This window comes from Microcoleus sp. Pol8_D6, assembly GCF_036700965.1.
Lineage (GTDB): Bacteria > Cyanobacteriota > Cyanobacteriia > Cyanobacteriales > Microcoleaceae > Microcoleus.
Window position 1 is genome coordinate 1 of sequence record NZ_JAUBPW010000007.1, and the last position, 25,631, is coordinate 25,631.

Genomic DNA, 25,631 nt, shown 5'->3' on the forward strand with positions numbered 1-25,631 from the left:
TTTTACTCGGCATTGACTTTTCATAAATATGGTTATATTGTATAATACAATATGCGTTTTAAATGCACAACAGCTTAGTATTTTTTATAAACCTGCGAATACCAACCTCACCAGATTCAGAACTCTCAATACAAAATCTAGACATCAACGATAACAACGGTAACTAAAATTTTGCCACAATTCAACAGATTGGTAGGGTGTAGCGACTAAAATCAGGAAGCGCGATCGCACTTTTACCCGATCGCGCGGGGCGATCGCACACTGCATTTCTCAAAAAAGGGCGATCGTACTTCTATTGTGCTACGATTCAATGAGAGCGTCAGTCACTAAAAAACATGGCAACAATTACCCTTCAAATTCCCGACGAACTGGCTCAACGTCTAGAACCTCTGCAAAATCGCTTGCCAGAATTGCTTTGGGAACTTCTAGAACTAACTAAAAAGCCCACAACTATCGAGCAGGAAATCACCACTCATAGTGGGGATATTCCTACAGTTTATCAAGAAATCCTTGACTTTTTGATAAAGAGTCCAATTCCACAAGACATTGTTAATTTCAAGGTTTCACAACAGGCTCAGACACGCCTCCAAACTTTGCTTGAGAAAAACCGCGAATCGACCCTAAATCCAATGGAAATAGCAGAATTAGATGTTTACGAACAGCTAGAACATCTGATGATTTTACTAAAAGCCAGAGCCTATTCAGCGACTTGATAAATGACTTCTAGTTTAATTCCTGCCGAACTCCGCAGATTAGTTATTGAAAGAGCTTCAGGACACTGTGAATATTGCCGGATTCATCAAGATGTTTCAATCTACAGCCATGAAGTAGACCATATCATTGCCTTAAAACATGGGGGTCAAACTCGTGCTGAGAATCTCGCTCTTTCTTGTTTATCTTGTAACCGCTATAAAGGTTCCGATCTAGCTACTATAGACCCAATTAATGACGAAATTGTCCCTTTGTTTAATCCACGCCGTCTGGTATGGGACGAACATTTTGTTCTTAATGATGGCAGAATAGAAGGCATCACTCAGATTGGTCAAGCTACTGCAAGATTACTCAAACTCAATGCTCCAAATCGCATACTTGAGCGTCAAGTTTTGATTAATCAAGGACGGTATCCATAAACATTGAATTTGAGTTATAAAAGTATGAATAAAAGTTGAACTACAATTATGCCCAATATTTACATTATTGGCAGCCCTAACGGTTCAGGTAAAACTACAGTTTCCCTGAGATTATTACCCTATTTTTTAGAATGTTTGGAATATGTAAATGCAGATGCGATCGTGGCCGGAATGTCCTAATTCACTGCTGAGTCAGTCGCCATCCTCGCAGGACGCTTAATGATACAAAGACTGCGAACTTTATCAGACTCTGACACGGATTTCGCCTTCGAGACAACTTTAGCCGATCGTAACTTCGCTCGATTCCTGAGAAACTGTAAAACTAAAGGCTACACAATGAACCTGGTTTATTTCTGGCTGCAATCTCCACAAATCCCAATTGAACGGGTGCAACCCTGAGTTGAAAGTGGCAGACATTCTCTTCGCGAAATCGACATAATTTCTCTCATATTGCTTTTCAGATAAATCGACCCTGGTTTTTTCAAATAAAGCCGTGAAGCGCAGCTATTCCCTAGGGCATCGCCCAACCTCAGACCGAAGTCATCAAATAACCAATAACCACTAACAAATAAAAGAACTAATGTCAAGAGTGTTTTTTCGGAAATATTAAAACTTAAATAAAAATTGCTATCGACATTTGCGAATTATAGCACTTTGTTCAAACTATTTGAAAATGCTAAGTTAATTAAAGATTTGATAAAAGTGACGCATAAGTATTTACATTGGCGATCGCAATTTTGTTATTCTATTAGTAAGTTTCATTCGAGCGACTGAATTTTTGTACTCCAGTCCTACCCCTAAACAGAACGGCAGTTTCCACAATGAGAATTTTAGTCACAGGCGGTGCGGGTTTCCTCGGTTCCCACCTAATCGATCGCTTAATGGCCCAAGGACACGAGTTAGTCTGCCTGGATAATTTTTACACCGGGACTAAACGCAATATCCTCAAATGGCTGGACAACCCGTATTTTGAGCTGATCCGCCACGACATCACGGAACCGATTCGGTTAGAGGTAGATCAGATTTATCATCTGGCTTGTCCCGCTTCCCCCATACACTATCAGTACAACCCTGTCAAGACAATTAAAACAAACGTCATCGGCACGATGAATATGTTGGGATTGGCAAAACGGGTAAAAGCAAGATTTTTTCTCGCTTCCACTTCCGAAGTGTACGGAGATCCTGATGTCCACCCGCAAACAGAAGATTATCGCGGCAACGTTAATTGTATAGGAATTCGCAGTTGTTATGACGAAGGCAAGCGAGTAGCTGAAACCTTATCTTTTGATTACCACCGTCAAAATGGAGTAGACATTCGAGTTGTGCGAATCTTCAATACCTACGGCCCCCGGATGTTGGAAAATGACGGCAGAGTAGTAAGCAATTTTATTGCTCAAGCTTTGCGAAACCAACCGCTGACTGTATACGGCGACGGTTCCCAAACACGTAGTTTTTGCTACGTTTCTGATTTGGTGGAAGGATTTATTCGTTTGATGAATAGCGACCAAATCGGGCCGATGAATTTGGGAAATCCCGGCGAATACACTATATTGGAACTGGCACAAAAAATTCAAAACGCGATTAATCCAGGGGCAGAAATTATCTTTAAACCGCTGCCCGAAGACGATCCAAAACAGAGACAACCGGATATTACTCGTGCTAAAAATTGGTTGGGGTGGGAGCCAACTGTGCCGCTGGATCAAGGTTTAGAGTTGACTATAAAGGATTTTCGGGCTCGCATCGAGGGAAACCAAAAGTAGAGACTGGGAGAGTGAGGGATGGAAAAAATCTTCCCAATTCCCAATTCCCAATTCCCAATTCCTACCTGATTTATTTACTAGCTTTGAGGAGATTTCTATGCACGTTTGCGTCATCGGTACAGGATATGTTGGCTTAGTCACCGGCACTTGTTTGGCCCACATCGGCCACCACGTGATTTGCGTAGACAACAACGAAGAAAAAGTTAAATTAATGAAGTCGGGACAGTCGCCTATTTTTGAACCTGGACTGTCTGAATTAATGTCTTCTGCATCTGCGTCTGGCAATCTAGAATTTACTTCGGATTTAGCAGCAGGAGTGGCTCACGGGGATATTTTGTTTATTGCCGTGGGGACGCCTCCATTGCCTACTGGGGAAAGCGATACTCGCTACGTGGAAGCGGTTGCTCGTGGCATTGGAGCTCACCTCGACGGCGATTACAAAGTAATCGTAAACAAATCGACAGTGCCCATCGGTTCGGGGGATTGGGTGCGAAGAATTGTACTAGACGGTTTAGCAGAACGTCAAAAGCCTCAAAGCGGTGAGGGCGCTACTGGTGAGGAAGTCGCAGCAAAAACAGGTGTTCAATTTGATGTGGTTAGCAACCCGGAGTTTTTGCGGGAGGGCTGTGCTGTTTTCGATACTTTTAATCCCGATCGCATTGTTCTTGGCAGCAACTCTCAGCGGGCTATGGATATGATGCTACAGTTATATCGGCCGATTGTCGATCGCAAGTTTGCAGAAAATCCGTCTTTGCCGGAGGTTCCTGTGGTGATGACTGATATCAGTTCAGCGGAGATGATTAAGTACGCAGCTAATGCTTTTTTAGCTACGAAGATTAGCTTTATTAATGAAGTTGCTAATATTTGCGATCGCGTCGGTGCAGATGTTAGTCAAGTTGCCCGAGGTATCGGCTTAGATTCACGGATTGGCAACAAGTTTCTCCAAGCTGGCATTGGTTGGGGCGGTTCTTGTTTCCCCAAAGATGTCTCGGCTTTAGTTCACACGGCTGAGGATTACGGTTACGAGGCGCATTTGCTAAAAGCGGCCGTGGAAGTTAACGAACGCCAGCGGTTGATTGCTATTGAAAAGTTGCAGCACGTTTTGAAGATTCTCAAAGGTAAAACCGTCGGACTTTTGGGTTTGACTTTCAAGCCGGATACTGACGATTTGCGAGATGCTCCGGCGCTGAATTTAATCGAGAGTTTGAACCGATTGGGAGCGAAAGTTAAAGCTTACGATCCGATTGTTTCTCAAACGGGGATGCGTCACGGTTTGTCGGGAGTTTTGGTAGAAACTGACCCGGAAAGGTTGGCAGACGGTTGCGATGCTTTGGTGTTGGTGACTGACTGGGAACAGTTTCGTAATTTAGATTACGAGAAAATGGCAAAGTTGATGAATCATCCGGTGATGATTGATGGCCGCAATTTCTTAGACAAGAAGGCTTTAGAAGCGGCTGGTTTCCAATATGTGGGGATTGGAAGGTAAAGGGTGAGCGTGAAGTTGCGATCGCGATTATATCTTGAGGATAGCGATCGCAACTTATCCGTTAGGTAAGAATTCAGGCTGAGAGGGTGACAACCGAGGGAAAACCCAGACGGGGCAATTGTTTGAGATAATGGAGAAGTCGTAAAAAAGCGAGTGGCTTTGGGAGCCACCCCACAAAAAATACTAAAGACATTATACCAAAAGTTATTACGAATCAACTTGAGCGAGAGTCAAGCACTCACCTTAGAACTCTTAGTTCTGATGCTTCAAAGCCATCGACAAGTCAGATTATCAAGATTGGCTAACATCTTTCCACAACCGATTCAATACAATATTCGCGTCTGAAGTCTCCAGCGATTTCTTAAGCTCCCCCAGCTTGCGGCCAAGTTGCTGTGGTTTCCTATAATCAAAGTGGCTTTAAAGTCTGAATTTAGAGAGCAAAGATTTAATAGAGCGCAACGGAGAAACCGTTCAAAATTAACATTCTCAACTAAAAAATATGTAGCCGTTGCTCTCGAAAGAACTCAATGGCCAGACCGCAATCTAATCATAGTCACGATAATTTGGGGCAATCATGCTTTGGAATAAAAAATCAATAACTTGATGAATTATTATATATAATCAAGAACAAGGCTAGATCGCTGAGTTTACCAAAACACCCGAGCAACTTGCAACAATTTTTTTATTACCGTACACTATTTTACCTTTAAACCCACGTTTTATTCGAGTTCAATTGACTCTAAAATGAAGAAGTTTTATAACTCTTTATCAGAGAAGGATAAAAGAAGGTATGTAGGGATAGAGGCTCAAAAATTGGGCTGGGGTGGAATTAGCTATATAATACGACTTTGGGGATGTAGTCGCAATACCGTGGTTCATGGAATTGAATATTTAAAAAAAATGGAGCAACAGATAGAGACAGTCAATAATTCAAGAATTATAAATTGTGGCGAGGGGAGAAAAAGTATTTTTTCTAGCCAAATCGGAATTGATGCCGCATTTTTATAAATTTTAAAATTTGCGACAGCCGGAGACCCAATGAATGAGTTAATTTAAGGGACTAATTTAACACATAAAGAAATAGCTTAGGGACTGAAGTCGGTCGGATTTATTATCAGTCTTCCCTAGTAAATAAACTCTTAAAAAAGCATGGATATGTCAACCAAAAAGCACAAAAAAAGCAAACAATAGGAAAGGAACTAATAAAAATCGTAATGCTCAATTTTACAATATTGCCATGCTCGACACACAGTATGGAGAAGCAGGCAATCCCATTATTAGTTTTGATACCAAAAAGAAAGAAATTTTAGGTAATTTATATCGTCCTGGTACTCTTTATACAACCGAACCTGTCATTACTTTAGACCATGATTTTTGGAGTTTAGGTTGCGGGAAAGTGATTCCACATGAAATTTACGATTGCCAAAAAAATCGAGGGTACGTAACATTAGGTAACAGTAAGGAGACCAGTGAATTTGGTTGTGAATCCATCAAACACTGGTGGAACAATTATGAAAAAGCTACCTATCCTAATCCCAATTTGATTTGAGCTAAGTGTGATGGTGGCGGCAGCAATAATGCTAATCATTATATCTTTAAACAATATTTACAAAAGTTAGTATATAAAATCGTAATTGATCTCAAAATGGCTCATTATCATCCCTATATATTTAAATATAATCCCATTAAACATCGACTCTTCCCTCATATTACCAGAGCTGGTCAAAGAGTATTTTTTACAAGTCTAAATTTAGTCAAGAGTCTCATGGAAAAAACTCACACTAACTAACGATGGTCTATCTGTAGTTGTAAATGTGGCAGATAAAATCTATAAAATTGGTCAAAAGGTGACTGATGATTTCAAAAAAAACAGAAAAATTGTTTTTGATGAATATTTACCCAAATGCAATTATCGAGCCGTACCTAAACTCACTCATTAATCAAGTTATTAATTTTTCATTTCTTAGCAAAACATGAACGCAACCTGAAAAAAAAGCAGCAAAAATTACCCAGAAAGGAGAAAAGAAGCAAGTCTAGAAATAAAGCCAGGAAACTGGTTGCTAGGGTTCACGAACGAATTAGCAATGTCCGTCAAGACTACTTACATAAGCTACCATTGAAAGCTTGTTGACGATCACCAAGTCATCGTAGTCGAAAGTCTCAACACAAAGGGCATGGTTCGTAACCACAAACTAGAAGAGAGCAATTTCTGATGTAGGTTGGAGGATGTTTGTCAATTTCTTGCAGTACAAACTAGACCGTGAAGGTAAAGTGTTGGTAGAGATTTACCGATGCTTCCCTAGCTCGAAACTCTGTTCAAACTGCCACTATCAGGTGAGTGAAATGCCATTAGATGTTAGGGCCTGGACTTGTACTAGTTGGGGTACCCATCACGATAGAGATGGCAACGCTTCAGCAAATATTAGAGCAGAAGGACTCATAATGCTATCAGTCTTGGGAAGCAGGACTGCTGAGTAGAGGAGGGGATGTGAGTCCGAGACTGGGACGCAAGTCTAAGTTGACCCAATCCCCGTTGAAGTCAGAATCACGCTGTACCTTTATGTCAGCGCTGGGTAGTTCACGAAAACAGGACGCTCTCCGTTCTATGTGAAAATCATAAAGATCTTGTAAAGACACCGCAAATACTTAGTAATGTTTGACGGTCTGTGGCAATATTTAAGTAGAATTACGTAATCAATAAGTCGGACAGCGGCAGGCTGGCAAATTAAGTAACTCCCTGCTCTGTTGCCGGAGTGGTAAACTTTTGCCAGTCTAGTAGAAAAAGGGTTGCTATGAATCAGCAAATATCAGCTCAATCGCAAAAGCTTTTACTCCAAATTGGCAGAAATATTCGTCGCACCTTGGATCTCAATACCATCTGGCAGCAAACAGTTAACAGTCTGGGAGAAACACTAGGCGTCAGCCGCTGTATCCTTTGTCCCTATGAAAGTTCTAGCCTGCAAGTCAAAGTAGCTGCTGAATACTGCCAAGAACCATTTTTACCCATGCTGGGAATGGAAATCTCGCTCACAGCAGCACCTCATTTCCTTCAAGCTCTAGCCACCCTCGAACCGGTGGTAGTAGAGTCCTTTGCAGCCAATGACTCTTTTGGGCCGCAGTCGCTGCTAGTGGTGGCTACCGCTTACCAAGAGCAACCTAACGGCATAATTAGCTTGCATCAGTGCAAAGGTCGATCGTCGGGAAAGGGTAAGACCGATCGACTTTGGACTCAATCCCAGATCGAATTCGCACAAGAACTTGCCGAGCAAGTAGGAAGTGCGATCGCCCTTGCTACCCTCTACCAAGAGCGCACCAAGCGAGTACAAGGACTATCCCAGCTCAAAAAGCAATTTTTGTTGAAGGCGTCCCACGAGCTCCGCACTCCCCTAAATCACATCATCGGCTATCTACAACTAACCATAGACGACCAAGCTGACAATCCCATAGAGGAGAGAGATTTTATCCAAGAAGCTCACCGTTCGGCTATCCACCTTTCTCAGGTAATTTCCAATATTTTAGATTACATTGAGTTAAGTGAAGCTTGCCAAACTCACGCAGAGTTAGCCACTTTCAGGAGTCAGGAAAAATCGGGGCATCAGTAAACCTTCTAGTGGCGTATTTAACAAGTCTAATATTTACGTTCCCACAAGTTTTACCAGGAAAAACCTGACACTTTATCGATAGATTCCCTCAATAAATTCGATAGCTGGTTCATCAATTATTTTTAGGGAATTATAGTTTTACACAGTACAGCATAGCAACTACTACACGTAGTAAGCTGTCGAGCATTTAAATTACATATTGTCTGTTCCCCGTTTCCCCTTTCCTGTTCCCTTTCACCAAATCCTCACACCCTATTTAAATGCACAACAGCTTAGCGCGGTGTATTTATCATATTATGTCCGCTCGAACGACTCACATCAAATAGGTTATTTGACCGGAAAGGATATTGCAAGCATAAGATTACACTTTTGCACTGTTAATGCTTTTAACTTGTGCTTGATAGAATTACCCGCCGCCCTTTTTTTTCGGAGTTTTTGGAGGGCTGACATAGCGCGCCCAAAAAGGTTCCTCCATATCTTTCATCGCTGCTAGTTTTTGGCGCTCTTCCTCTATGCGCTTGCGTTCTGAAAGATTAGAAAATATGTTGATACTGCCGACAGTCTGGCCGCCCGCATCTCGCACACGCGCGGCCCAAAGCCAAACATTGATCGAACTACCATCTTTTTTCAACAAAGATATTTCCAAACCGTTTTGCGGTTTGCCATTAGACGCAGACTTTAGCAGCGCGTAAAAATCTTGCTTTTGGCCTTCAGGAATATTCGGTAAAGGTTTTCCTAAAACCTCAGCCGCAGTCCAGCCAAAAAGTTGTTCGGCGGCGCGGTTCCAAACAACGGTATTGCCGTCATTGCTGGTACAGTTAATCGCCAGTGGCGCCGATGCTATCTGGGCTTGCAAAACTTGGTTAACGAGTTGTAGTTTCAATTCTACTTGCTTGCGATCGGTAATTTCCTGACAAGCACCCCACAAACGGACAACCCGTTCAGCAGTTTTGTCCCACACCACTTGCCAGTAGTCCCGCACCCAGCGCACCTCGCCTTTTTGATTAATAATGCGATACTCATTAGCTCCAGTGCGGCTGAAAGTACAGCCTTCTAACTGTTTAATTAACATTTCCCTATCGTCTGGATGAACGAGTTCAGAGTTCCACCAACCAAACGATTCTAATTCTTCAGGAACGCAACCGGTGCAGCGCTCAAAAGCTTCTGTCACCCACTCGCAGGCGAACTTGCCGTCGGGCTGCCCCTTAAAAGAATAGGCAAAATCCGAAGTAATTTGCGACATAACTCTGTAGTGAAGTTCCGACTCTCGGACTGCAATTTCCGCTTGCTTTCGTTCCCCTATTTCCCGCGAATTAATTATAATTCCCTGCACGCTAGAATCGTAAAGCAAACTGTTACCTATCGACTCCATGTAGATCCAAGAACCGTCAGCATGGCGTTTCCGATATTCAATTGTCCCCCCAATTCCGGGAGCTTCTAACAACTTACCAAAATACGTCTGCCAAGCCAGCAAATCGTCTGGATGGATTAACTCGCCATGAAATTTGCCAATTCTTTCTTCGGGATTGTAACCCAAAAGCCGCTGTAGAGATCCGCTGTGGTATCGAACTCGTCCGTCGGAGCCAATAATGCTAATTAGATCCGGAGAATTACGCAGCATAGCTTGCAGTTTGGCTTCACTTTTAGTTAATGCTTGATTGTCCCTGCGATGCTGGCTGATTTGTTTTTCCAACTGCTCCCGTAGCTGTCTAATTTGCCCTACTTGCTGGGCTACAGTGCGTTCCAATAGGCGATTATTTTTTTCAAGTTCAACCAGCTTTGCGGCGTTATTTGTGGCGCTTTCAAACAAGCGGCTGCCTGCCATTTCTTGTAGAGAATTTGATAAATTTTCCAAAATTGTTGTAAAAATTGCCTGTTGGGGGTGTGGCAATTCCCTAGCTTGTTCCTGCAATGTTTCTAAGTGTTTGTAGACAGTTTCTAGCATTTTATTAAGGGGGGAATCTAATAGTTGCCTGCGGGTGCAACCCCTAAAAAGCGGACACAAGTTTTTTCAACATAACCCATAACTAAGACTGGTGTCTGGCGATCGACCCATCGCCCTCTCAATAAGCACGCATTTTGGGACTTTATCTTCAAATCATAGCAACCGATAGAGAAAGTAAATTCTTGTTGCGCCCTAATTGCCAGCCCAGCCCCACCCCCAAGAAGTGCTCGCCAGGAGTGCGGGTAACTCCCCTACCCAGTGAATGTGGGGCTTCTCGCGGTTAAGCTAAACTAGATGGGTGTCAAGAGAAAGAGGGATTTATGACAGAGCAAGCCAACGCTCGCGATTTGTTTCGCGCTGCTTACGAACACCGCTATACCTGGGATGCCAATTTTCCCGGTTACAGTGCCGATATTGAACTCAAACAGGGCGACGAAGTATATACGGGTCATGTTTCCATCAAACCCGACATGAGCGTGGAAGTCAGCGGCATTGAAGATGAGGAAGTGCAGCAAAGCGTCTACACCCAAATGCGCGATATTGTCACCCACCGCAAACGCTCGACATTTGAAAAATCTCACGGCAAAAATAGCTTCACCCTGGGCGAGAAAGACAGCACCGACGCTGTGGACATCTTGGTGCAAGGCGACTCAATGGGATCGAATTATAAAATCCGAGGTCTCTCAATTTGTCAAGTCAGTCGGGTGATGGGCCGCATGGCTTTCGTAATTGACACGCACAAAAGCTTAGAGACACCCGAAGGTTCTTTGGCCAGCCACTACGATGCCGTTTTCCGCAACCCTCAAACCAACGAAATCATCAAAGAACTAGAATTTGAAGATACCTTTGAGAAGATAGGCGACTATTATGTCATGACCAAGCAAGTAGTTCGAGCCAAAGAAAAAGGTCAACTGACAACAACCGAGTTCAACTACTCCAATGTCAAACTGCTAGAACCAGCAGTAGTGTAGCGCGATCAAAAACCCGATTTCTTAAATAAAACGGGTTTTTTTGATTAACGTATCAGAATCAACTTGATTTGGCGACAAGTAACGCTACGATCGAACGAGAGAGCTAATTGGGATCGAGCATCAGCGTGACAGAAACCGGGTTTCCTGCCGCGGGCTCACCTGAGTGCCTAAGTCTTTGATCAAAAAACCCGGTTTCTTAAATCCCGCGCGGGTTGAGAATGCTGTCCTTGAGTCAAATCGAACTTTCATCAACTGCAAGAAATCATCACAGAGGCGAAATATGACACTAGCACTAACCAGAGATAACGTCGAAACAGTTCTCGATGAAATGCGGCCCTACCTGATATCCGATGGTGGCAACGTCGAACTCGTAGAAATTGACGGCCCCGTGGTACACCTGAGACTGCAAGGAGCTTGTGGCTCTTGTCCGAGTTCCACAATGACTCTGAGAATGGGCATTGAACGTCGCCTGCGCGAGGCTATTCCAGAAATTGCTGAAGTCGAACAGGTAATGTAATTAGTCAGTTGGCAATTGGTAGTTGGCAATTGGTAGTTGGCAGTTGACGGTTGACGGTTGACAGTTGCTAATTACCAGTTGACAGTTGCCAATTACCTAATTTAATTGCCAATTACCAATTACCTAATTTAATTACCAATTACCAATTACCAATTACCAATTACCAATTACCAATTACCAATTACTAAATGCAATGTCTCACCCCCTTTATGTAGCCTTCATTTGGCACCAACACCAACCGCTCTATAAATCCAGAGTATCAGCTAGCGCAGGAGCCGCCCAGTACCGACTGCCTTGGGTGCGCTTGCACGGAGTCAAAGACTACTTGGATTTAGTGCTAATGCTGGCAAAATATCCCAAACTGCATCAAACCGTAAACTTGGTTCCATCCTTGATTTTGCAGATAGAAGACTGCCTCGCAGACAAAGCATTAGACCCTTATTTGGCGGTGACATTAAAGCCAGCAGAAACTTTAAATATCGAAGAACAAGAGTTCATTTTAGAACACTTCTTTGACGCCAATTACCACACCCTGATTCAGCCGCACCCCCGCTACGCTCAACTCTACACTCAGCGACAGGAAAAAGGCATTCAGTGGTGTTTGGCAAACTGGAAATTGCAGGATTTTAGCGACTTGCTGGCGTGGCACAATTTAGCTTGGATTGACCCGCTGTTTTGGGACGATCCCGATATTGCAGGGTGGCTAAAACAAGGACAAAATTTTAGTTTGGTAGACAGAAAAAACATCTACTCAAAACAAAAAGAAATCCTCGCTCGCATCATTCCCCAGCACCGTAAAATGCAAGCTGAGGGACAGTTGGAAGTCTCCACAACCCCCTACACGCACCCGATTTTACCGCTGCTTGCCGACACTAATGGCGGCCGCATAGCTATTCCAAACATGACGCTGCCACAACACCGGTTTCAGTGGGCAGAAGATATTCCCCGACACCTGAGAAAAGCCTGGGAAATGTATGAAGACCGGTTTGATTGCCAACCGCGCGGTTTGTGGCCGTCGGAACAAGCAGTTAGCCCGGAAATTTTGCCCTACATTGCCAAACAAGGCTTTAAATGGATAGTCTCGGACGAAGCAGTATTGGGGTGGACAATTAAACACTTTTTCCACCGCGACGCGACAGGGAATGTCTACGAACCAGAATTCTTATATCGCCCTTACCGTTTAGAAACTCCTGACGGCGATTTAGCCATAGTATTTAGAGACCACAGATTGTCCGACTTGATTGGGTTTACTTACGGTTCGATGGAACCGGAAAAAGCAGCATCAGATTTAGTGGGACACTTAGAAGCGATCGGCAGAACTCTCAAACACCGACAACCCGACGGTCAAACAGCTTTAGAAAATCCCTGGTTAGTGACGATCGCTCTAGACGGCGAAAATTGCTGGGAATTCTATCCCCAAGACGGCAAACCATTCTTAGAATCCCTCTATCAAACTCTCAGCGACAATCCAGATATCAAATTAGTCACCGTCTCGGAATTTCTTGACAAATTCCCAGCAACCGAAACAATTCCCGCAGCCCAACTGCACACAGGTTCGTGGGTAGACGGTTCCCTGACAACTTGGATCGGCGATCCCGCGAAAAATCGCGCTTGGGACTTGTTAGGGCCTGCGAGACAACTGCTGGCAAACCATCCAGAGGCCACAGAAGAAAACAACCCAGAAGCTTGGGAAGCGCTTTACGCTGCCGAAGGTTCCGACTGGTTCTGGTGGTTTGGCGAAGGCCACACGTCCAACCAAGATGCTATGTTCGACCAGCTATTTCGGGAACACGTAGCGGGAATTTACGAAGCTCTCGGCGAGCCCGTACCCCCAGAAGTGCGACGGCAAGTAGAGGTGCACGAGGTTCAAGGCGACCACCTGCCGCTGAGCTTTATTCACCCGGTAATTGACGGTATCGGCAACGAACAGGATTGGGACAAAGCCGGCCGGATTGAAGTTGGGGGAGCAAGGGGTACGATGCACCGGAGTTCGGCCATTCAGCGCCTTTGGTACGGGGTTGACCACTTGAATTTTTACATTCGTGCCGACTTCAAGGTAGGGGTGCGACCGGGAATTGATTGCCCGCAGCAGTTAAATTTGTTCTGGTTTTATCCCGATCACACAATGAACAACAGTCTGATTCCGCTGTTGGGTTTGCCTGACGAAGCACCGCTAAACTATAGATACCACCATCAGTTAGAGATTAATTTGCTGACGAAATCGATTTGGTTTCAGGAAGCAGAAGATGGGGATGAGTGGCAGCCCCGCATTAGCCGCGCCCAAGTGGGAGTGGATAAATGTTTGGAGGTAGCAGTGCCCTGGGCGGATTTGCAGATTATGCCCGACTGGCAGGTGAGGCTGATTGCGGTTTTATCGGAAGGGAGTCGTTACTCTAGCTGTATGCCGTTCGATTCTTTGATTCCGATCGGAATGCCGTAAAAAGTCATTAGTCATTAGTCCTTAGTCCTTAGTCATTAGGGTGTAGGGGCGGGTTTCACGAGCAAAGTAGAACTGCTAACCCAAATACATATAAACCCGCCCCTGCCAACAGTCATTAGTCATTAGCCCTTGTTTGAAGGAACAAACAATTAAATAATTATCAATTATTATTGAATAGGGGCTTCTACTCTGGCTGCCTAATGCCTTCATCATTCGGATCGCGTCCGGTCGATCTAGCCCTATAAAACTTGTGGGTAGTGAGGGCTTCAATCCTCATAAAAAATAGGACTTTAGCCCTCACTACTAACGAATACTTAATTTACCGCACATCATATCATTAGGCATGGGCAAATTAACAAACTCATGAGCCGCATTTTACTATTGGTCGATCGCCACCAACAACTTAATTTGCCGATCGCCCACCTCAACACCGAGCATGAGGTGATCGTACTTGATCGCGCTTTAGATCCCAACTCCGAATTTCCCATTTCCCAAATCGCTTTTGACTTGTGCATTCTCGACGAGGCAAATTTCGATCGCATCGGGCCGCTGGTAGAAGCATTAAAAACTGCCGCCGAGCCGATATTTTTACCGTTCTTGCTGGTTAGTAAATCCCAAACGCCTGCTCTTGCTAAGCAGCCATTTTCGCAGCAGATTAAACAACTCGAACGCAGAATAGACGAGGTGATAGTAAGTCCTGTCGAACCCACCCAACTGCACTTGCGGGTAGAGAATTTGTTGGCCCGCAGGCGACTGTCGGTAGAACTCCACAGACTTCAAGAAGTAATTAAAGAACGGAATTTTACAGAAAGTTTGTTAAAGGACTCGCTGCAAATGGCAAACGAAAACCTGCAACGGGAAATCGCCAAGCGGGCGGAGGTAGAAACTGCACTGCGAGAAAACTCCTATCTCAACTCGCTGATCAATGCCATGCCAGATATTGTCTGCTTCAAAGATGGCGAGGGCAGGTGGCTGGAGGCAAATCAAGCGATTTTGGAAGTGTTCGACCTAGAAAAAATAGACTACCGCGGTCTCAAAGATTCTCAACTAGGAGAACTCAGCAGTTTTTACCGCGAGGCCCTACAGGCGTGCGAGGTTAGCGATAGAGAAGCGTGGGAAAAAGGCGAGCTTTCTAGGGGAGAAGAAGTAATTCTCCGCTCAAACGGTACTGTGAAAATCTACGACGTGATTAAAGTACCCGTATTTCACCCCGACGGGAGACGCAAAAGTATAGTGATTTTGGGTCGCGACATTACCGAACACAAGCAAACTAGAGACGAACTCGTGCGCTTGGCGTCGATTGTTGAGTCTTCCGACGACGGCATCGTCGGCAAAACCCTCGCGGGGACAATTCAGAGCTGGAACTCAGGAGCAGAGAAGATTTACGGCTACTGTGCTGCGGAAATCAAGGGCCAGTCGATCGAGATTTTAGCCATACCCGAACGACCCAAGGAAATGCCTCAAATATTGGAAAATATTAGGGCGGGAGCCAGCATCGACCATTACGAAACCGTACACTTGCGGAAAGATGGTCAACAGATAGATGTCTCCCTGACGATTTCTCCGATTAAAGACGCCACTGGAGCGGTAACGGGGGTTTCGACAATCTCTCGCGACATCAGCGACAGCAAGCGAGTCGAAAAAGCCTTTGAACAACTCCGTCACCAAACAGAAATGATTTTGTTCTCCGCAGGAGAAGGAATTTGCGGGTTGAACAAAGAGGGAAAAGTAACTTTTGTCAATCCTGCGGCGGTGAGAATGGCTGGGTGTGAATCGAAGCAATTGATTGATCGACCACTCTATGAAAGCTTACACCGTGCACAGGAAGAATGCTCAAGGGCCATCAAGCAACTGTCACCTGCAACAAAGATCAATTCAGGCTCTGAACTTGTCCCACACTGCGCCGCACAGCAGGCGGGCAAACTGCTGCCGAACCGGGTAAGTTCTCAAATTTTAGCCACCTTGGAAGACGGAGAGGCGCGGCGCGTCACCGATGAGATTTTTTGGCGGCGAGACGGCAGCAGTTTTCCGGTTGAGTACGTTGTCGCTCCGATGCGAGAAGAAGGCGAAATTATTGGAGCTGTGGTGAATTTTAAAGATATAACGGAGCGGCTTGCCGTCGAGCGCATGAAAGATGAATTTATCTCTGTTGTCAGCCACGAACTGCGGACGCCCATGACCTCAATTCACGGCGCCCTCGGCCTCCTCAACAGCGGTCTGCTGGACGCTTACCCCCAAAAAGCTAAGCGGATGCTGGAGATTGCTGTCACTAATACTGACCGCTTGGTGCGGTTGGTCAACGACATCCTGGATTTAGAGCGGATGGAGTCGAGTTACAGCACTGTCATCAAACAAACTTGCAATGTGGCTGAGCTGATGTTGCAGGCGGCTGACGAGATGCAGGGAATGGCTCAGCAGGCGGGAGTTACTCTGTCGGTGAAGCCTGTGCGGGCGCAATTGGAAGCTGTTCCCGATCGGCTAATTCAAGCCTTGACAAATTTACTCAGTAATGCTATAAAATTTTCTCCCTCCGGCGCTACGGTTTGGCTGAGTGGGGAGTTGACCCACAATCTGGATGTGGCAGAAAAAGCAGCGCACAAGTTGGTGTCGTCTCCGTCTTTGTTATCTCCTGAGCCTGCCGCCGCGCCTCCGCATTTGCCAGTTCCGAGCTCGTGGTACATCGTGATTGCTGTGAAAGACCAAGGGCGGGGTATTCCGCCAGACAAGCTGGAGATGGTTTTTGAACGCTTTCAACAAGTTGATGCTTCTGATTCTCGCCAGAAGGGAGGTACTGGTTTGGGGCTGGCTATTTGTCGCAGTATCGTGCAGCAGCACGGGGGGCGGATGTGGGTGGAGAGCGTTGTGGGGGAGGGCAGCACTTTTTTCTTAAGTCTGCCACTTCTGACGGAGGGGCTGGCAAGTGAAAGTTAATTTCTACGCAGGTGTACCCAAAGTTACTGATTTTGTGTAGATTGTTCGATCAAATCATCGATAAACAATCTCAGCCTTTTCTGCAGTTTGGGGACTGGGGACAAAAAGCACAATTTGAGGTCGAAAAGCGGCTATTTTTGGGTGGGATATTGTACAGCAACTGCGCCAGACGGTTAGGACGATCTTAGTTGAAACCCTGGCTGTCGATAACAACTTAGGTCTTCCTTGTTCCTTCTTCCTTCAACATTTGCTATACAGTTTTGAAAATTTACTGTACAGTCCGATCTGGTAAGATAATTTGCTTTACAAAATATTCACATTTCGCATCTAATCTATGATCAGTTCTCATTCATAAAAAAATGTTAATTTTGACTGCCAAGCGCATCTTGGTTATTGACGATGCGGAAGATATTCGGGAAGTAGCTCAAGTCAGTCTTGAACTGGTGGGGGGCTGGGAAGTCCTGACAGCGAGTTCGGGTCGCGAGGGTGTTGCTAAGGCTCTTGCCGAACAGCCTGATGCTATTCTATTGGACGTGATGATGCCCGACCAAGACGGGCCTACTACTTTTTTACAGTTACAAGCTAATAATGCTACGCAGCACATTCCGGTAATTTTATTAACGGCTAAGGCTCTGGCTGGGGACAGGCGAATGTTCGCGGATTTGGGGGTGGTGAGCGTGATTGCTAAACCTTTTGAACCGATGTTTTTGGCCGCTCAGGTCGCTGAGGCTTTGGGCTGGGAGCAAGAATAGATCGATCGCGCGCATTGAATTGTGCAGCTTTTCAAGCAGTAGTTTCGCAGGCAAAGAAAGTTAAAAAAACTTGGTTTCTTTGGTATGGTTCCTTAGATCCAATCGGGGCGATCGGACAGGATATATGTAGCGACTTAGGCGCCGTACCTTTCGTCCTGTCAGCTTAAGACTAAAAACCTCAGTCGGGTATCAGTTTCAACCCTGTTGGTATTGGGGTGAAGTTGATACCAATTAGGGATGCCTAAATCCCTATGGGTAGTGAGTTAATTTAACCGAATTCGGCCTCAGCCATGAGAACAGTATTCCTACTGATATATCGGGAAAATATAAGCTAGCAGGATTATTTTACTTTTTGTAACAACTCACTCGTCTTCATAAGTTCTTCAGGTTTTAGTTTTATGTTTAAGCAGAACGTCAGGGATCGCTCCTGACTGTTGGCAGACACATTGGGAGAAGACGACTATGCCCTCAGCTTACATTTTGCTACTAATAGTTTCTCTGGCAGCAGTCTGGGTTTACTGGCAAACCTCTCAAGATATTTTTGTTCTTGTGGCTTGGGCCGGGCTGGGTTGTTTTATTTGGGGTTTCTCTTGGGCTCCTTGGAGTGTTCAGCTTTTGATTGTAATGTTACTGTTGGGCCTTCAAAAGTGCTACTTGCGTGACACTCAAAGCTGTGAGTGAAAAAGATTTTTTATTTTTGTGCCTGGAATTGAGATGTGCAGGCATTCGTGAATCTCTCTAATGATTGGGTTATCGCTCCATATCTTCAAAAAAGGTTTAAAATATCATGAATAGTTGCCCTTGTTGCTCCTCTCAATTGCTCCGCCACGCTCGCCACAATCGCGTTTATTGGTTCTGCTCGCACTGCTGGCAGGAAATGCCGGATCTGTCGGAGATGATTTTACGTAGTAACAGCGCCCGCACTCACAAACGCGACGGTTTGGTGAAGGTTGCGAATTTGACTCCTAAATTGAGGATTTTGGATTCCGTAGGAATTGCTTAGTTTGCTGGAGTTAGTCTGGCGATAAATATTGAGACAGAAAAGATTTTTGTTTGTGCCCTCTGTGGGATTTTTGGATAAAAAATGCAAAAGCCCCTTCGGTGTGAAGTGAAGGGGACTTATTAGCGGGGGGGCTTTTGCACTTGTGATGGGGTCGATCGCCTGAATTTCAGCTATTGTATGCAGTTAAGCTGATTACATCAAACCGATTTGAGAGAGAATGCCTTGACCGGTGAGGAATTCGGTAGCTAAGCCGATAACGAAGCCCAACATTGCCAAACGGCCGTTCCAGGTTTCAGCAAACTCAGTGAAGCCAACTTTTGCGTTTTTGTTTTCCATGACCAGAAACCTCGTTTAATTTCAACCTTATGTAACTAAACTTAACATAGCAGTACAAAGTTTGCAACATATTTTTACATTGACTGTTCAAATGCCGGAGATCAGCGGGATGATCCCCCACGGAGAGGGGCTCGCGGGCGATCGCATCGGAGGCGAGAAACCCGGTTTCTTCTTGTATTTTTCGTGACTCGTCGCAAAATTTCGTAGAAACCGGGTTTCTGAAGTCAGGGCGCGTAGGTCGAAGGATGTCAGAAAAATAATTTTTAGTTAATATAAAATAGCAAAAATCTAGTGACACTCCGCCTGGAGTGCCCCGGAAGAGCAAACCCTAATTGTTTCGCACACAGCATAATTCCGGGGCATTATGCAATCTGAATCTATTAGATGCGAAGGTATTTCACAAAAATACTCATCACCTCACCACTTTTAGCAGTTGGTAGCAGGGGACTCCAGACACCAACCTCAGCGTACCCGCGCGCGTGGAGTAGGTAAATTGTACTCCTGACAGCTTGGGGAGAACCTATCAGCAGATGTTTGAGGGGTTCTTTCTCAGGATTTGCTGCGTCGGGAGTTAGCAGGGACGCGGGAAGTTGAATGGCGTCGCTGCTGGAATTGGATAAAAAACTCTGTGTCACAGTGATTAAAGGCTTTTGCTAGTTGAGTGCTACATCCAAAAAATACAACACCCAGCCCGCTTGATACCACCAATTTAGTGTAAATATTCCCCTATTTTTTTAGATTTTTTTTTGATTCGTTCTAGTACCTCCTCCAAAAAATCTTCATTTTTGCCAGCAACCTCTATCATCTCTCGCAGCGTGTCAGCGTATGACAAAGTACGCTTGTGGTGGTCTGGCATTTTTTCAAAACCCGGCCCCCACCGCTTGACCGCATCAATATTAACGCCTAAAACCTTTACCAGAAGCAGGTTGCAACGCGCTTTGTAGCCTCTGGCTTTTTCTTCTTCTTGTGTGGCGTGGAACCACCGACGGCAAAAATCCCAAGCTTCCATTGACTCACTCAGCCAGCTAAACCATTTGTCGCGTCGCGACGTTCTGCAAGTTCGCAACATAGGGTAAAAATTACACTGTTTTAGGATTATGGTATCATCCCATTTGGTGTAAAATTTCCCCTAATAGACTATAGCTGAGAATTGATGCGACGATCGTGCAGAATGAAGAAACGCTCGCACTTGGCAGACTTCCTCCGCAGCAGTCGATCGTTCAGGGCGATCGGCAAAAGATTATAAACTAATTAAATATAAGCCAGTTTATTGAAAAAATCAGCTTTTACGAAAAACTCACAACTCTGAATGTAGCAATAAGAAAGGCAAGTAAAAACAACATATGGCTATTAGCAATCGCGAACGAGTTGACAGAGCTTTAAACCTCTTATGTCAGGGATTGTATCCTTATTTTAAACAGGAAATGCAGGGATTTTACAGCACTAGCTGGGAAAAAGAGGCTAAGTCCTGCTTACCTAAGCATAAACCATTGAAACAAAAATCAGCAGACAGTATTCTTAGTGAAGATGTTGCGATGCTGCTGTTAGTCATGTCAAAGCAGTGGGATAAAGTTTTCCACGAAAAGCTAAATTCTACAGGAAACGGCTTGGTAACTGAACTTATCCAAGTCCGCAACGATTGGGCACACCAAGTCCCATTTTCCACCGCTAACACCTATCGCGCCCTGGATAGTATTGCCCGACTACTAAAAGCTGTTTCCGCACCACAAGCCGATATTAAAGAAGTAGAAAAGCAACAGCAAGAAGTCCTGCAACTCCTGTCTCAAGAACAAACTCGTCAAGAAAATCGCCATTTTTCTGCTGAAGAAGACCGCATTAGAGAAAGATTGAGCGATTTACTAAAACGGCTACCTTTTCAGGAAGCCGATCTGCTAAATCAGGCACTCACTCACCGCTCTTACCTTTACGAAAATCCTAAAGCAGTCAGCAAAGACAACGAGCTATTAGAATTTCTAGGCGATGCCTTGCTGACTTTTCTAAGTGGCCAATATCTCTACCGCCATTACTCAAATAAAAATGAAGGCGATCTAACTCGCCTGCGTTCCTTGTTGGTGGAAGACAAGCAATTGGCAAAGTTTGCTGTCGCCTTGGATATCGGCCAGTGGATGCTGCTAGGCAGGGGTGAAGCAACAAGTGGAGGTACTGCTAAAGAGTCGTTGCTCAGCAATACTTTTGAAGCAATTATCGGCGCATATTTTCTCGATTCTGGCATTGAGGCAGTCCGCGATTTTGTAGAACCGCTATTTACGCCAGTAGTGGAAGAACTTATTTCTTCTGGGTCAGAACCGAACTCTAACATTCTTGGAGACCAAAAAAATCGGTTTCAGGAATGGGTACAGCAGAATATCGGGCCAATTACCCCTCAATACATCACAATCAACGAGGCAGGGCCAGATCACGCTAAAGAATTTACTGTTGAAGTGCGCGTAAATAGTAAGGTGTACGGTCAAGGAAGTGGTCGCAGTAAAAAAGAAGCTGAAAAACGTGCGGCTGAAGACGCACTGAGAGAAGTCCGGCTAATATAGAGACGTTTTCGATGCTATTAATTTCTCAGCAAGTCAAGACATAAAAATGTACAAAATTCCCAAATTTAAAAATGAATCACTCCTCATTCGCGCACTCACTCACCGTTCCTACCTTAACGAACACCCCGAAGCAGGCGAACACAACGAGCGACTAGAATTCCTCGGCGACGCCCTGTTAGGTTATCTAGTCGGCGAAATCTTGTACAAGCGCTATGAAGATTTTACCGAAGCTCAATTAACTCGCTTGCGCTCTGGATTAGTCGATCAGGATCAGCTAGCAAAGTTTGCTGAGCAACTAGGTATAGGCAAGTTAATGCGCCTGGGAAAAGGGGCAGAAAGAGATAAAGGTCGCCAAAATCCCTCTTTGCTTTGCGATACTTTTGAAGCGATTATTGGCGCGTACTATCTCGACTCAACCATGACATCTGTCCGCACCTTTGTAAAAAAGCTGTTTATTCCAGTTGCTGATAGCATGGTTTATCCTCAGTCCGATACTGAGCAAAAAAACCTTGTAGACTCTAAAAATCGATTTCAGGAGTGGGCTCTGGCAAAATTCGGCCAAAACCCGGAATATTCAATAATTGACGAGGAAGGCCCAGATCATGCCAAAGAGTTCACTGCTCAAGTGTATGTCATGGATAAAATGTACGGTGTTGGCCGGGGCCGTCGCAAACAAGATGCTGAGAAAAATGCTGCTGAAGATGCGCTAGCAAAACTGAAAAAACCCGGACTGATCTAAACTTGAAAACGGGGGTAAAAACTACTAACTTTTTCCTGCGATACGGGCGTTGGCGAAGCCATTGAAGACGATCGCCCGAATTGATTGCCAGAGCACACAATCGGCTATAATCAGGACTTGTGCAAGTGTTACCGCCGTCGATTGAGGGTTGCAATGACAGAAATTCGTTGACGAGTGCCCGATTGTCGATCGTAATTTTGGGAAATATCAGAGCAATTCATGTCTACTCACAACCCGACTGCCCTAACTGTTGAAGAAGCACAGCAAATCCTCAAAGATTTCACTTGTCTAGATATGCAATCTGTAGCATCGCCGCTGGAAAAAAAGGCACTCCGCCAAGCAATTTTGCTGGTAGCAAGTTTGTCGGATTATCAAATGTTGGGAGTGTGCGCTTCTTCTACGGATGAGGGGTTTTTAGCTTTAGAAGCTTATTTGAAAGCTTTGGGATATCAAGCTGTTTTAGATTCCAATGCTGTCTCGACCTTTGCGGGTTCGGTTTATATTAAGTTCAATACTTTGAAGGGGTCGTATTATGTTGACGGCTATCCCGGAACTTACCGGGGCGTTTTGGTGTCGTGTCAATCTGCCTCAGAAGATGGAGTTACTGGCACTTACGGTCATTTACCTCTCGATTTATTTATTGATTAATTGGGCATTGGGCATTGGGCATTGGGCATTGGGCATTGGAACCAAAAACTAACAAATAACAACTGTCAACAGTCAACTGTCACCAGTCAACTGTCAACAGTCAACTTACCCATTACTAATTAACCCTTGCCAACGATCAATTCTGCCTCTGGTTCCGGTGCGGTTCCTTCGGGCGGCAATCCCAAAATATCGCTGTACAAGTTGACGTATTTCCGGGCCGAAATATCCCAGCTAAAATCTTCTCTCATGCCACGCTGTTGCAGTTCTCTCCACTTATCTTTGTAGCGGAAACCTTCCCAAGTTCTGATCATGCAGGTGAACAAATCGAGGGGTTCGTAGCGATCGAAACAGTAACCGGTACCAGTATTGTCGATCGGGTTGTTGTGGGAAACGGTATCGACTAAACCGCCGGTACGGCGAACCATTGGCACGCACCCGTAGCGGAGGGCGAGCATTTGACTGATGCCGCAGGGCTCGAAACGGCTGGGCATCAGGAAGCTGTCGCAGCCTGCGTAAACGCGCCGGGAGAGAGCCTCGTTGTAAAGTAGTTGGGTGGACATCCGACCGGGATAGCGGGCTGTCATTTGCCAGAGTTGGGTTTCGTAGTAGCGATCGCCCGTTCCGAGTACAATAAATTGAGCGTCGGTATAGGCCATGAACAGATCGAGCATTTGAATTATCAAATCTAATCCCTTCTGTTCTACCAGCCGCGTCACCATGCCGATCAAAAAGGCATTTTTATTTACTTCCAAGCCGACTTCTTCTTGCAGCGCAATTTTATTAGCGGGGCGCTTTTCAATAGTATCAACACTAAATTGTTGATGGAGGTACTTGTCAGTTGCTGGGTTGTAAGATTCTGTATCAATTCCGTTCAAAATGCCCGATACTTTACCGCCAAGGTAAGACAGCAAACCTTCCAAAGTTTCCCCATAAGCTGGGGTTTTGATTTGCTCGGCATAAGTCGGTGAAACTGTATTTACTCGATCGGCAAACTGTACTGCGGCAGCCATTGTATTGTGACCTTGCATATACCAAGGACACCAAGTCATCTGCTCCAAACGCCAGCGCCACGGCCCTTGATAAGCTAAATTGTGAATAGTAAAAACCGTGCTGATATCGGGGTCTTGGCTCATCCAAACAGGTATCATCCCCGTATGCCAGTCGTGACAGTGGATAATTTGGGGTTTCCAATGATTCCAGGCAAATTCAGCCGCAGCATTGGCAAAGAAAGTGAACCTCCAATCTTCATCTACACCGCCGTAAACGCGGCGCGGCAAGAAGGATGGATGTTGTAATAAGTATAAAGGTACATCGGTTCCCGGCAAAACAGTTTCAAACACCGAGAAGCTTTGGAACATGGCAGACCCATCCCAAACAGGTTTTTTGGGAACGTCCATTTTGTCGGGGACGAAACCGTAGTAGGGCATGAAGATGCGGACATCGTGGCCCATGCGCCGCAGAAATTTCGGCAAAGCGCCGACGACATCGCCCATACCGCCCACTTTGGCGAGGGGTGATGCTTCGGCGGATACAAATAAAATACGCATTATTTTTTTGTGTTCCTTGAGATTGTTAGTCTAGATTAAGTTTAAATGGCGAGTGGCACAATATTAACGCGCCTGCCAAAAACAACTATAAATCTGAGTTGCTGTAGCGATCGCAGTTTACTCAAGAATGCGATCGCCCTTTTTCCATCCGCGTTGCTGTGCGGTGAACAAAATAGCGATCGCCGGGACTTCCCTCCCGCGACAATTTTCAGGATCTAATCAAATTTATATGTCACTTTCTGAGTGACGGTAAACATCAAAAATAGTATGCTGTTTGAGAAATTTTACGCATTAGTAAAACTCAACGCAAAGCCATCAGTAATGTAATTAAGGAAATAGCGATCGCCTTTTCCATCCCCTCTCAGAAAAAGGTCGATCGCCCGAATCATATATTACGGAAACTCCCGACTAATTCTGAGAATTGTCCTCAAAAGTCTCCTCAAATCCCGCTAGAAAATCATCCAAAGCTTCCGAGGCGATCGCCAAATTAATACTGTCGGCATCTTCCAATCCCCAGGTATTCACACCAACCACTTGACCAGCCATATTAATCAACGGGCCGCCAGAATTTCCCGGATTAATCGCCGCATCAGTTTGCAACACCTTCACCTCAGCAACATCATCTTCATCGTCGCCTTCCTCATATTCCTCTGGTTCGCGAATTGCACTCACAATACCTTGAGTTACAGTTGAAGCAAACTGCCCCAAAGGATTGCCGACGGCAATTACTCTATCTCCCACTTTCACATCAAAAGACAACTCTAGGGGAGGATATTCTTGGGGAGAGTCCACTTGTTCCCCTGTGTTCGGGTCGAAGGTAAAATCGCTAATTAAGAGTAATGCTAAATCTTCTTCAGCATTACCAGTAAACACCACCTCGGCCAATCTCAATTTTCCGTCGTGAGTTTCGACTAAAACCTGTTCGATTTCATCTTCTTCATAGAAGTAATCTTGATCGGCAATATCTTCTACAACGTGATAGTTCGTGACAATTATGTCCGGCGATACAAAGAACCCACTTCCAGAAGAAATCTCTTCTTCTGTATCCCAATCCATGACGTAAATTGAAACTAAGGACGGCAAGACTTGCTCGACTACATCAGAAAAATTTCCTGCTTGAGTTTTGAACTCTTTCAATTGCTTCTGCAAAGCTTGTTGGTCTGCTTGCATTTTGCTATATAGTTGCTGAACCTTTTTCAATTCCAGCTTTAATTGAATTTCTCTAGCGCTCATATTGGGCTTTTACCTGAAATAAATTGCTGATTAATTTTGGATGTT

At 44.9% G+C, this 25,631-nt stretch carries 24 protein-coding genes and 2 pseudogenes; 20 read left to right on the forward strand and 6 right to left on the reverse strand.

Annotated features, from left to right (window positions below; translation table 11 throughout):
• The first annotated feature begins 335 nt into the window (after positions 1–335).
• The 11 genes and pseudogenes from QUA10_RS04550 (at position 336) to QUA10_RS04600 (ending at position 7,978) form a co-directional block, all read left to right on the forward strand.
• Positions 336–713, forward strand: a complete 378-nt coding sequence (locus tag QUA10_RS04550; RefSeq protein ID WP_333082227.1) for a hypothetical protein — start codon at positions 336–338, stop codon at positions 711–713.
• Between the two features lie 3 nt (positions 714–716).
• Positions 717–1,130, forward strand: coding sequence for an HNH endonuclease signature motif containing protein (locus QUA10_RS04555; RefSeq protein WP_333082225.1), 414 nt, complete (start codon positions 717–719; stop codon positions 1,128–1,130).
• A 48-nt stretch (positions 1,131–1,178) separates the two neighbouring features.
• Positions 1,179–1,310 (forward strand): hypothetical protein, encoded by a 132-nt coding sequence (locus tag QUA10_RS04560; RefSeq protein WP_333082224.1) that lies wholly within the window; start codon positions 1,179–1,181, stop codon positions 1,308–1,310.
• 641 nt (positions 1,311–1,951) lie between these two features.
• A complete protein-coding gene (locus QUA10_RS04565; RefSeq protein WP_333082222.1) occupies positions 1,952–2,890 on the forward strand; it encodes a UDP-glucuronic acid decarboxylase family protein in 939 nt (312 codons plus the stop codon).
• Between the two features lie 97 nt (positions 2,891–2,987).
• Positions 2,988–4,376, forward strand: a complete 1,389-nt coding sequence (locus QUA10_RS04570) for a UDP-glucose/GDP-mannose dehydrogenase family protein (RefSeq protein WP_333082221.1) — start codon at positions 2,988–2,990, stop codon at positions 4,374–4,376.
• Between the two features lie 180 nt (positions 4,377–4,556).
• Positions 4,557–4,958, forward strand: a pseudogene (locus QUA10_RS04575) (IS4 family transposase); the annotation flags it as partial.
• A 162-nt stretch (positions 4,959–5,120) separates the two neighbouring features.
• Positions 5,121–5,384 carry a hypothetical protein gene (locus QUA10_RS04580; RefSeq protein WP_333082220.1) on the forward strand — a complete coding sequence of 88 codons (264 nt, stop codon included), beginning with the start codon at positions 5,121–5,123 and terminating at the stop codon, positions 5,382–5,384.
• 223 nt (positions 5,385–5,607) lie between these two features.
• Positions 5,608–6,165, forward strand: a pseudogene (locus tag QUA10_RS04585) (ISAzo13 family transposase).
• Between the two features lie 195 nt (positions 6,166–6,360).
• Positions 6,361–6,507: a transposase gene (locus QUA10_RS04590; RefSeq protein ID WP_333086185.1), complete on the forward strand. Its 147-nt coding sequence runs from the start codon at positions 6,361–6,363 to the stop codon at positions 6,505–6,507.
• Between the two features lie 95 nt (positions 6,508–6,602).
• The gene (locus QUA10_RS04595; RefSeq protein WP_333082219.1) at positions 6,603–6,854 is read left to right on the forward strand and encodes a zinc ribbon domain-containing protein; all 252 of its coding nucleotides are present in this window, start codon (positions 6,603–6,605) and stop codon (positions 6,852–6,854) included.
• A 314-nt stretch (positions 6,855–7,168) separates the two neighbouring features.
• The gene (locus QUA10_RS04600) at positions 7,169–7,978 is read left to right on the forward strand and encodes a GAF domain-containing protein (RefSeq protein ID WP_333082218.1); all 810 of its coding nucleotides are present in this window, start codon (positions 7,169–7,171) and stop codon (positions 7,976–7,978) included.
• A 406-nt stretch (positions 7,979–8,384) separates the two neighbouring features.
• Here the strand turns inward: QUA10_RS04600 and QUA10_RS04605 are convergent, their stop codons facing one another.
• Complete coding sequence (locus QUA10_RS04605; RefSeq protein WP_333082217.1) at positions 8,385–9,923, reverse strand: PAS domain S-box protein; 1,539 nt, start codon at positions 9,921–9,923, stop codon at positions 8,385–8,387.
• A gap of 320 nt (positions 9,924–10,243) precedes the next feature.
• Between QUA10_RS04605 and QUA10_RS04610 the strand changes: the two genes are divergently transcribed.
• The 6 genes from QUA10_RS04610 to QUA10_RS04635 all read left to right on the forward strand — a co-directional run bounded on the left by QUA10_RS04610 (position 10,244) and on the right by QUA10_RS04635 (position 18,537).
• Positions 10,244–10,894, forward strand: a complete 651-nt coding sequence (locus tag QUA10_RS04610) for a DUF3386 domain-containing protein (protein WP_333082216.1) — start codon at positions 10,244–10,246, stop codon at positions 10,892–10,894.
• A gap of 280 nt (positions 10,895–11,174) precedes the next feature.
• The gene (locus tag QUA10_RS04615) at positions 11,175–11,411 is read left to right on the forward strand and encodes a NifU family protein (protein WP_006632519.1); all 237 of its coding nucleotides are present in this window, start codon (positions 11,175–11,177) and stop codon (positions 11,409–11,411) included.
• Positions 11,412–11,604: 193 nt separating this feature from the next.
• Complete coding sequence (locus QUA10_RS04620) at positions 11,605–13,851, forward strand: glycoside hydrolase (protein WP_333082215.1); 2,247 nt, start codon at positions 11,605–11,607, stop codon at positions 13,849–13,851.
• A gap of 363 nt (positions 13,852–14,214) precedes the next feature.
• Positions 14,215–16,782, forward strand: a complete 2,568-nt coding sequence (locus QUA10_RS04625) for a PAS domain S-box protein (RefSeq protein WP_333082214.1) — start codon at positions 14,215–14,217, stop codon at positions 16,780–16,782.
• A 359-nt stretch (positions 16,783–17,141) separates the two neighbouring features.
• The gene (locus QUA10_RS04630; protein WP_242715629.1) at positions 17,142–17,534 is read left to right on the forward strand and encodes a response regulator; all 393 of its coding nucleotides are present in this window, start codon (positions 17,142–17,144) and stop codon (positions 17,532–17,534) included.
• 787 nt (positions 17,535–18,321) lie between these two features.
• A complete protein-coding gene (locus tag QUA10_RS04635; RefSeq protein WP_333082212.1) occupies positions 18,322–18,537 on the forward strand; it encodes a hypothetical protein in 216 nt (71 codons plus the stop codon).
• Between the two features lie 192 nt (positions 18,538–18,729).
• On the opposite strand, the gene QUA10_RS04640 is transcribed toward QUA10_RS04635, so the two are convergent.
• From QUA10_RS04640 to QUA10_RS04650, 3 genes are all read right to left on the reverse strand, one after another.
• On the reverse strand, positions 18,730–18,873 hold the full coding sequence (locus QUA10_RS04640) for a chlorophyll a/b-binding protein (protein ID WP_333082210.1): 144 nt from the start codon (positions 18,871–18,873) through the stop codon (positions 18,730–18,732).
• Positions 18,874–19,253: 380 nt separating this feature from the next.
• A complete protein-coding gene (locus QUA10_RS04645; RefSeq protein WP_015176458.1) occupies positions 19,254–19,508 on the reverse strand; it encodes a hypothetical protein in 255 nt (84 codons plus the stop codon).
• Between the two features lie 74 nt (positions 19,509–19,582).
• Positions 19,583–19,942: a hypothetical protein gene (locus tag QUA10_RS04650; protein WP_333082209.1), complete on the reverse strand. Its 360-nt coding sequence runs from the start codon at positions 19,940–19,942 to the stop codon at positions 19,583–19,585.
• Positions 19,943–20,216: 274 nt separating this feature from the next.
• On the opposite strand from QUA10_RS04650, the gene rnc (QUA10_RS04655) reads away from it, so the two are divergent.
• The 3 genes from rnc (QUA10_RS04655) (at position 20,217) to QUA10_RS04665 (ending at position 22,806) form a co-directional block, all read left to right on the forward strand.
• On the forward strand, positions 20,217–21,419 hold the full coding sequence (rnc, locus tag QUA10_RS04655) for a ribonuclease III (RefSeq protein WP_333082208.1): 1,203 nt from the start codon (positions 20,217–20,219) through the stop codon (positions 21,417–21,419).
• A 46-nt stretch (positions 21,420–21,465) separates the two neighbouring features.
• Positions 21,466–22,158 (forward strand): ribonuclease III, encoded by a 693-nt coding sequence (gene rnc, locus QUA10_RS04660; protein ID WP_333082207.1) that lies wholly within the window; start codon positions 21,466–21,468, stop codon positions 22,156–22,158.
• Positions 22,159–22,377: 219 nt separating this feature from the next.
• A complete protein-coding gene (locus QUA10_RS04665; RefSeq protein ID WP_333082206.1) occupies positions 22,378–22,806 on the forward strand; it encodes a DUF1824 family protein in 429 nt (142 codons plus the stop codon).
• Positions 22,807–22,925: 119 nt separating this feature from the next.
• Here QUA10_RS04665 and glgA read toward each other — a convergent pair whose 3' ends face one another.
• Positions 22,926–24,353: a glycogen synthase GlgA gene (glgA, locus tag QUA10_RS04670; RefSeq protein ID WP_333082205.1), complete on the reverse strand. Its 1,428-nt coding sequence runs from the start codon at positions 24,351–24,353 to the stop codon at positions 22,926–22,928.
• A gap of 408 nt (positions 24,354–24,761) precedes the next feature.
• On the reverse strand, positions 24,762–25,586 hold the full coding sequence (locus tag QUA10_RS04675; RefSeq protein ID WP_333082204.1) for a S1C family serine protease: 825 nt from the start codon (positions 25,584–25,586) through the stop codon (positions 24,762–24,764).
• Positions 25,587–25,631 lie beyond the last annotated feature (45 nt).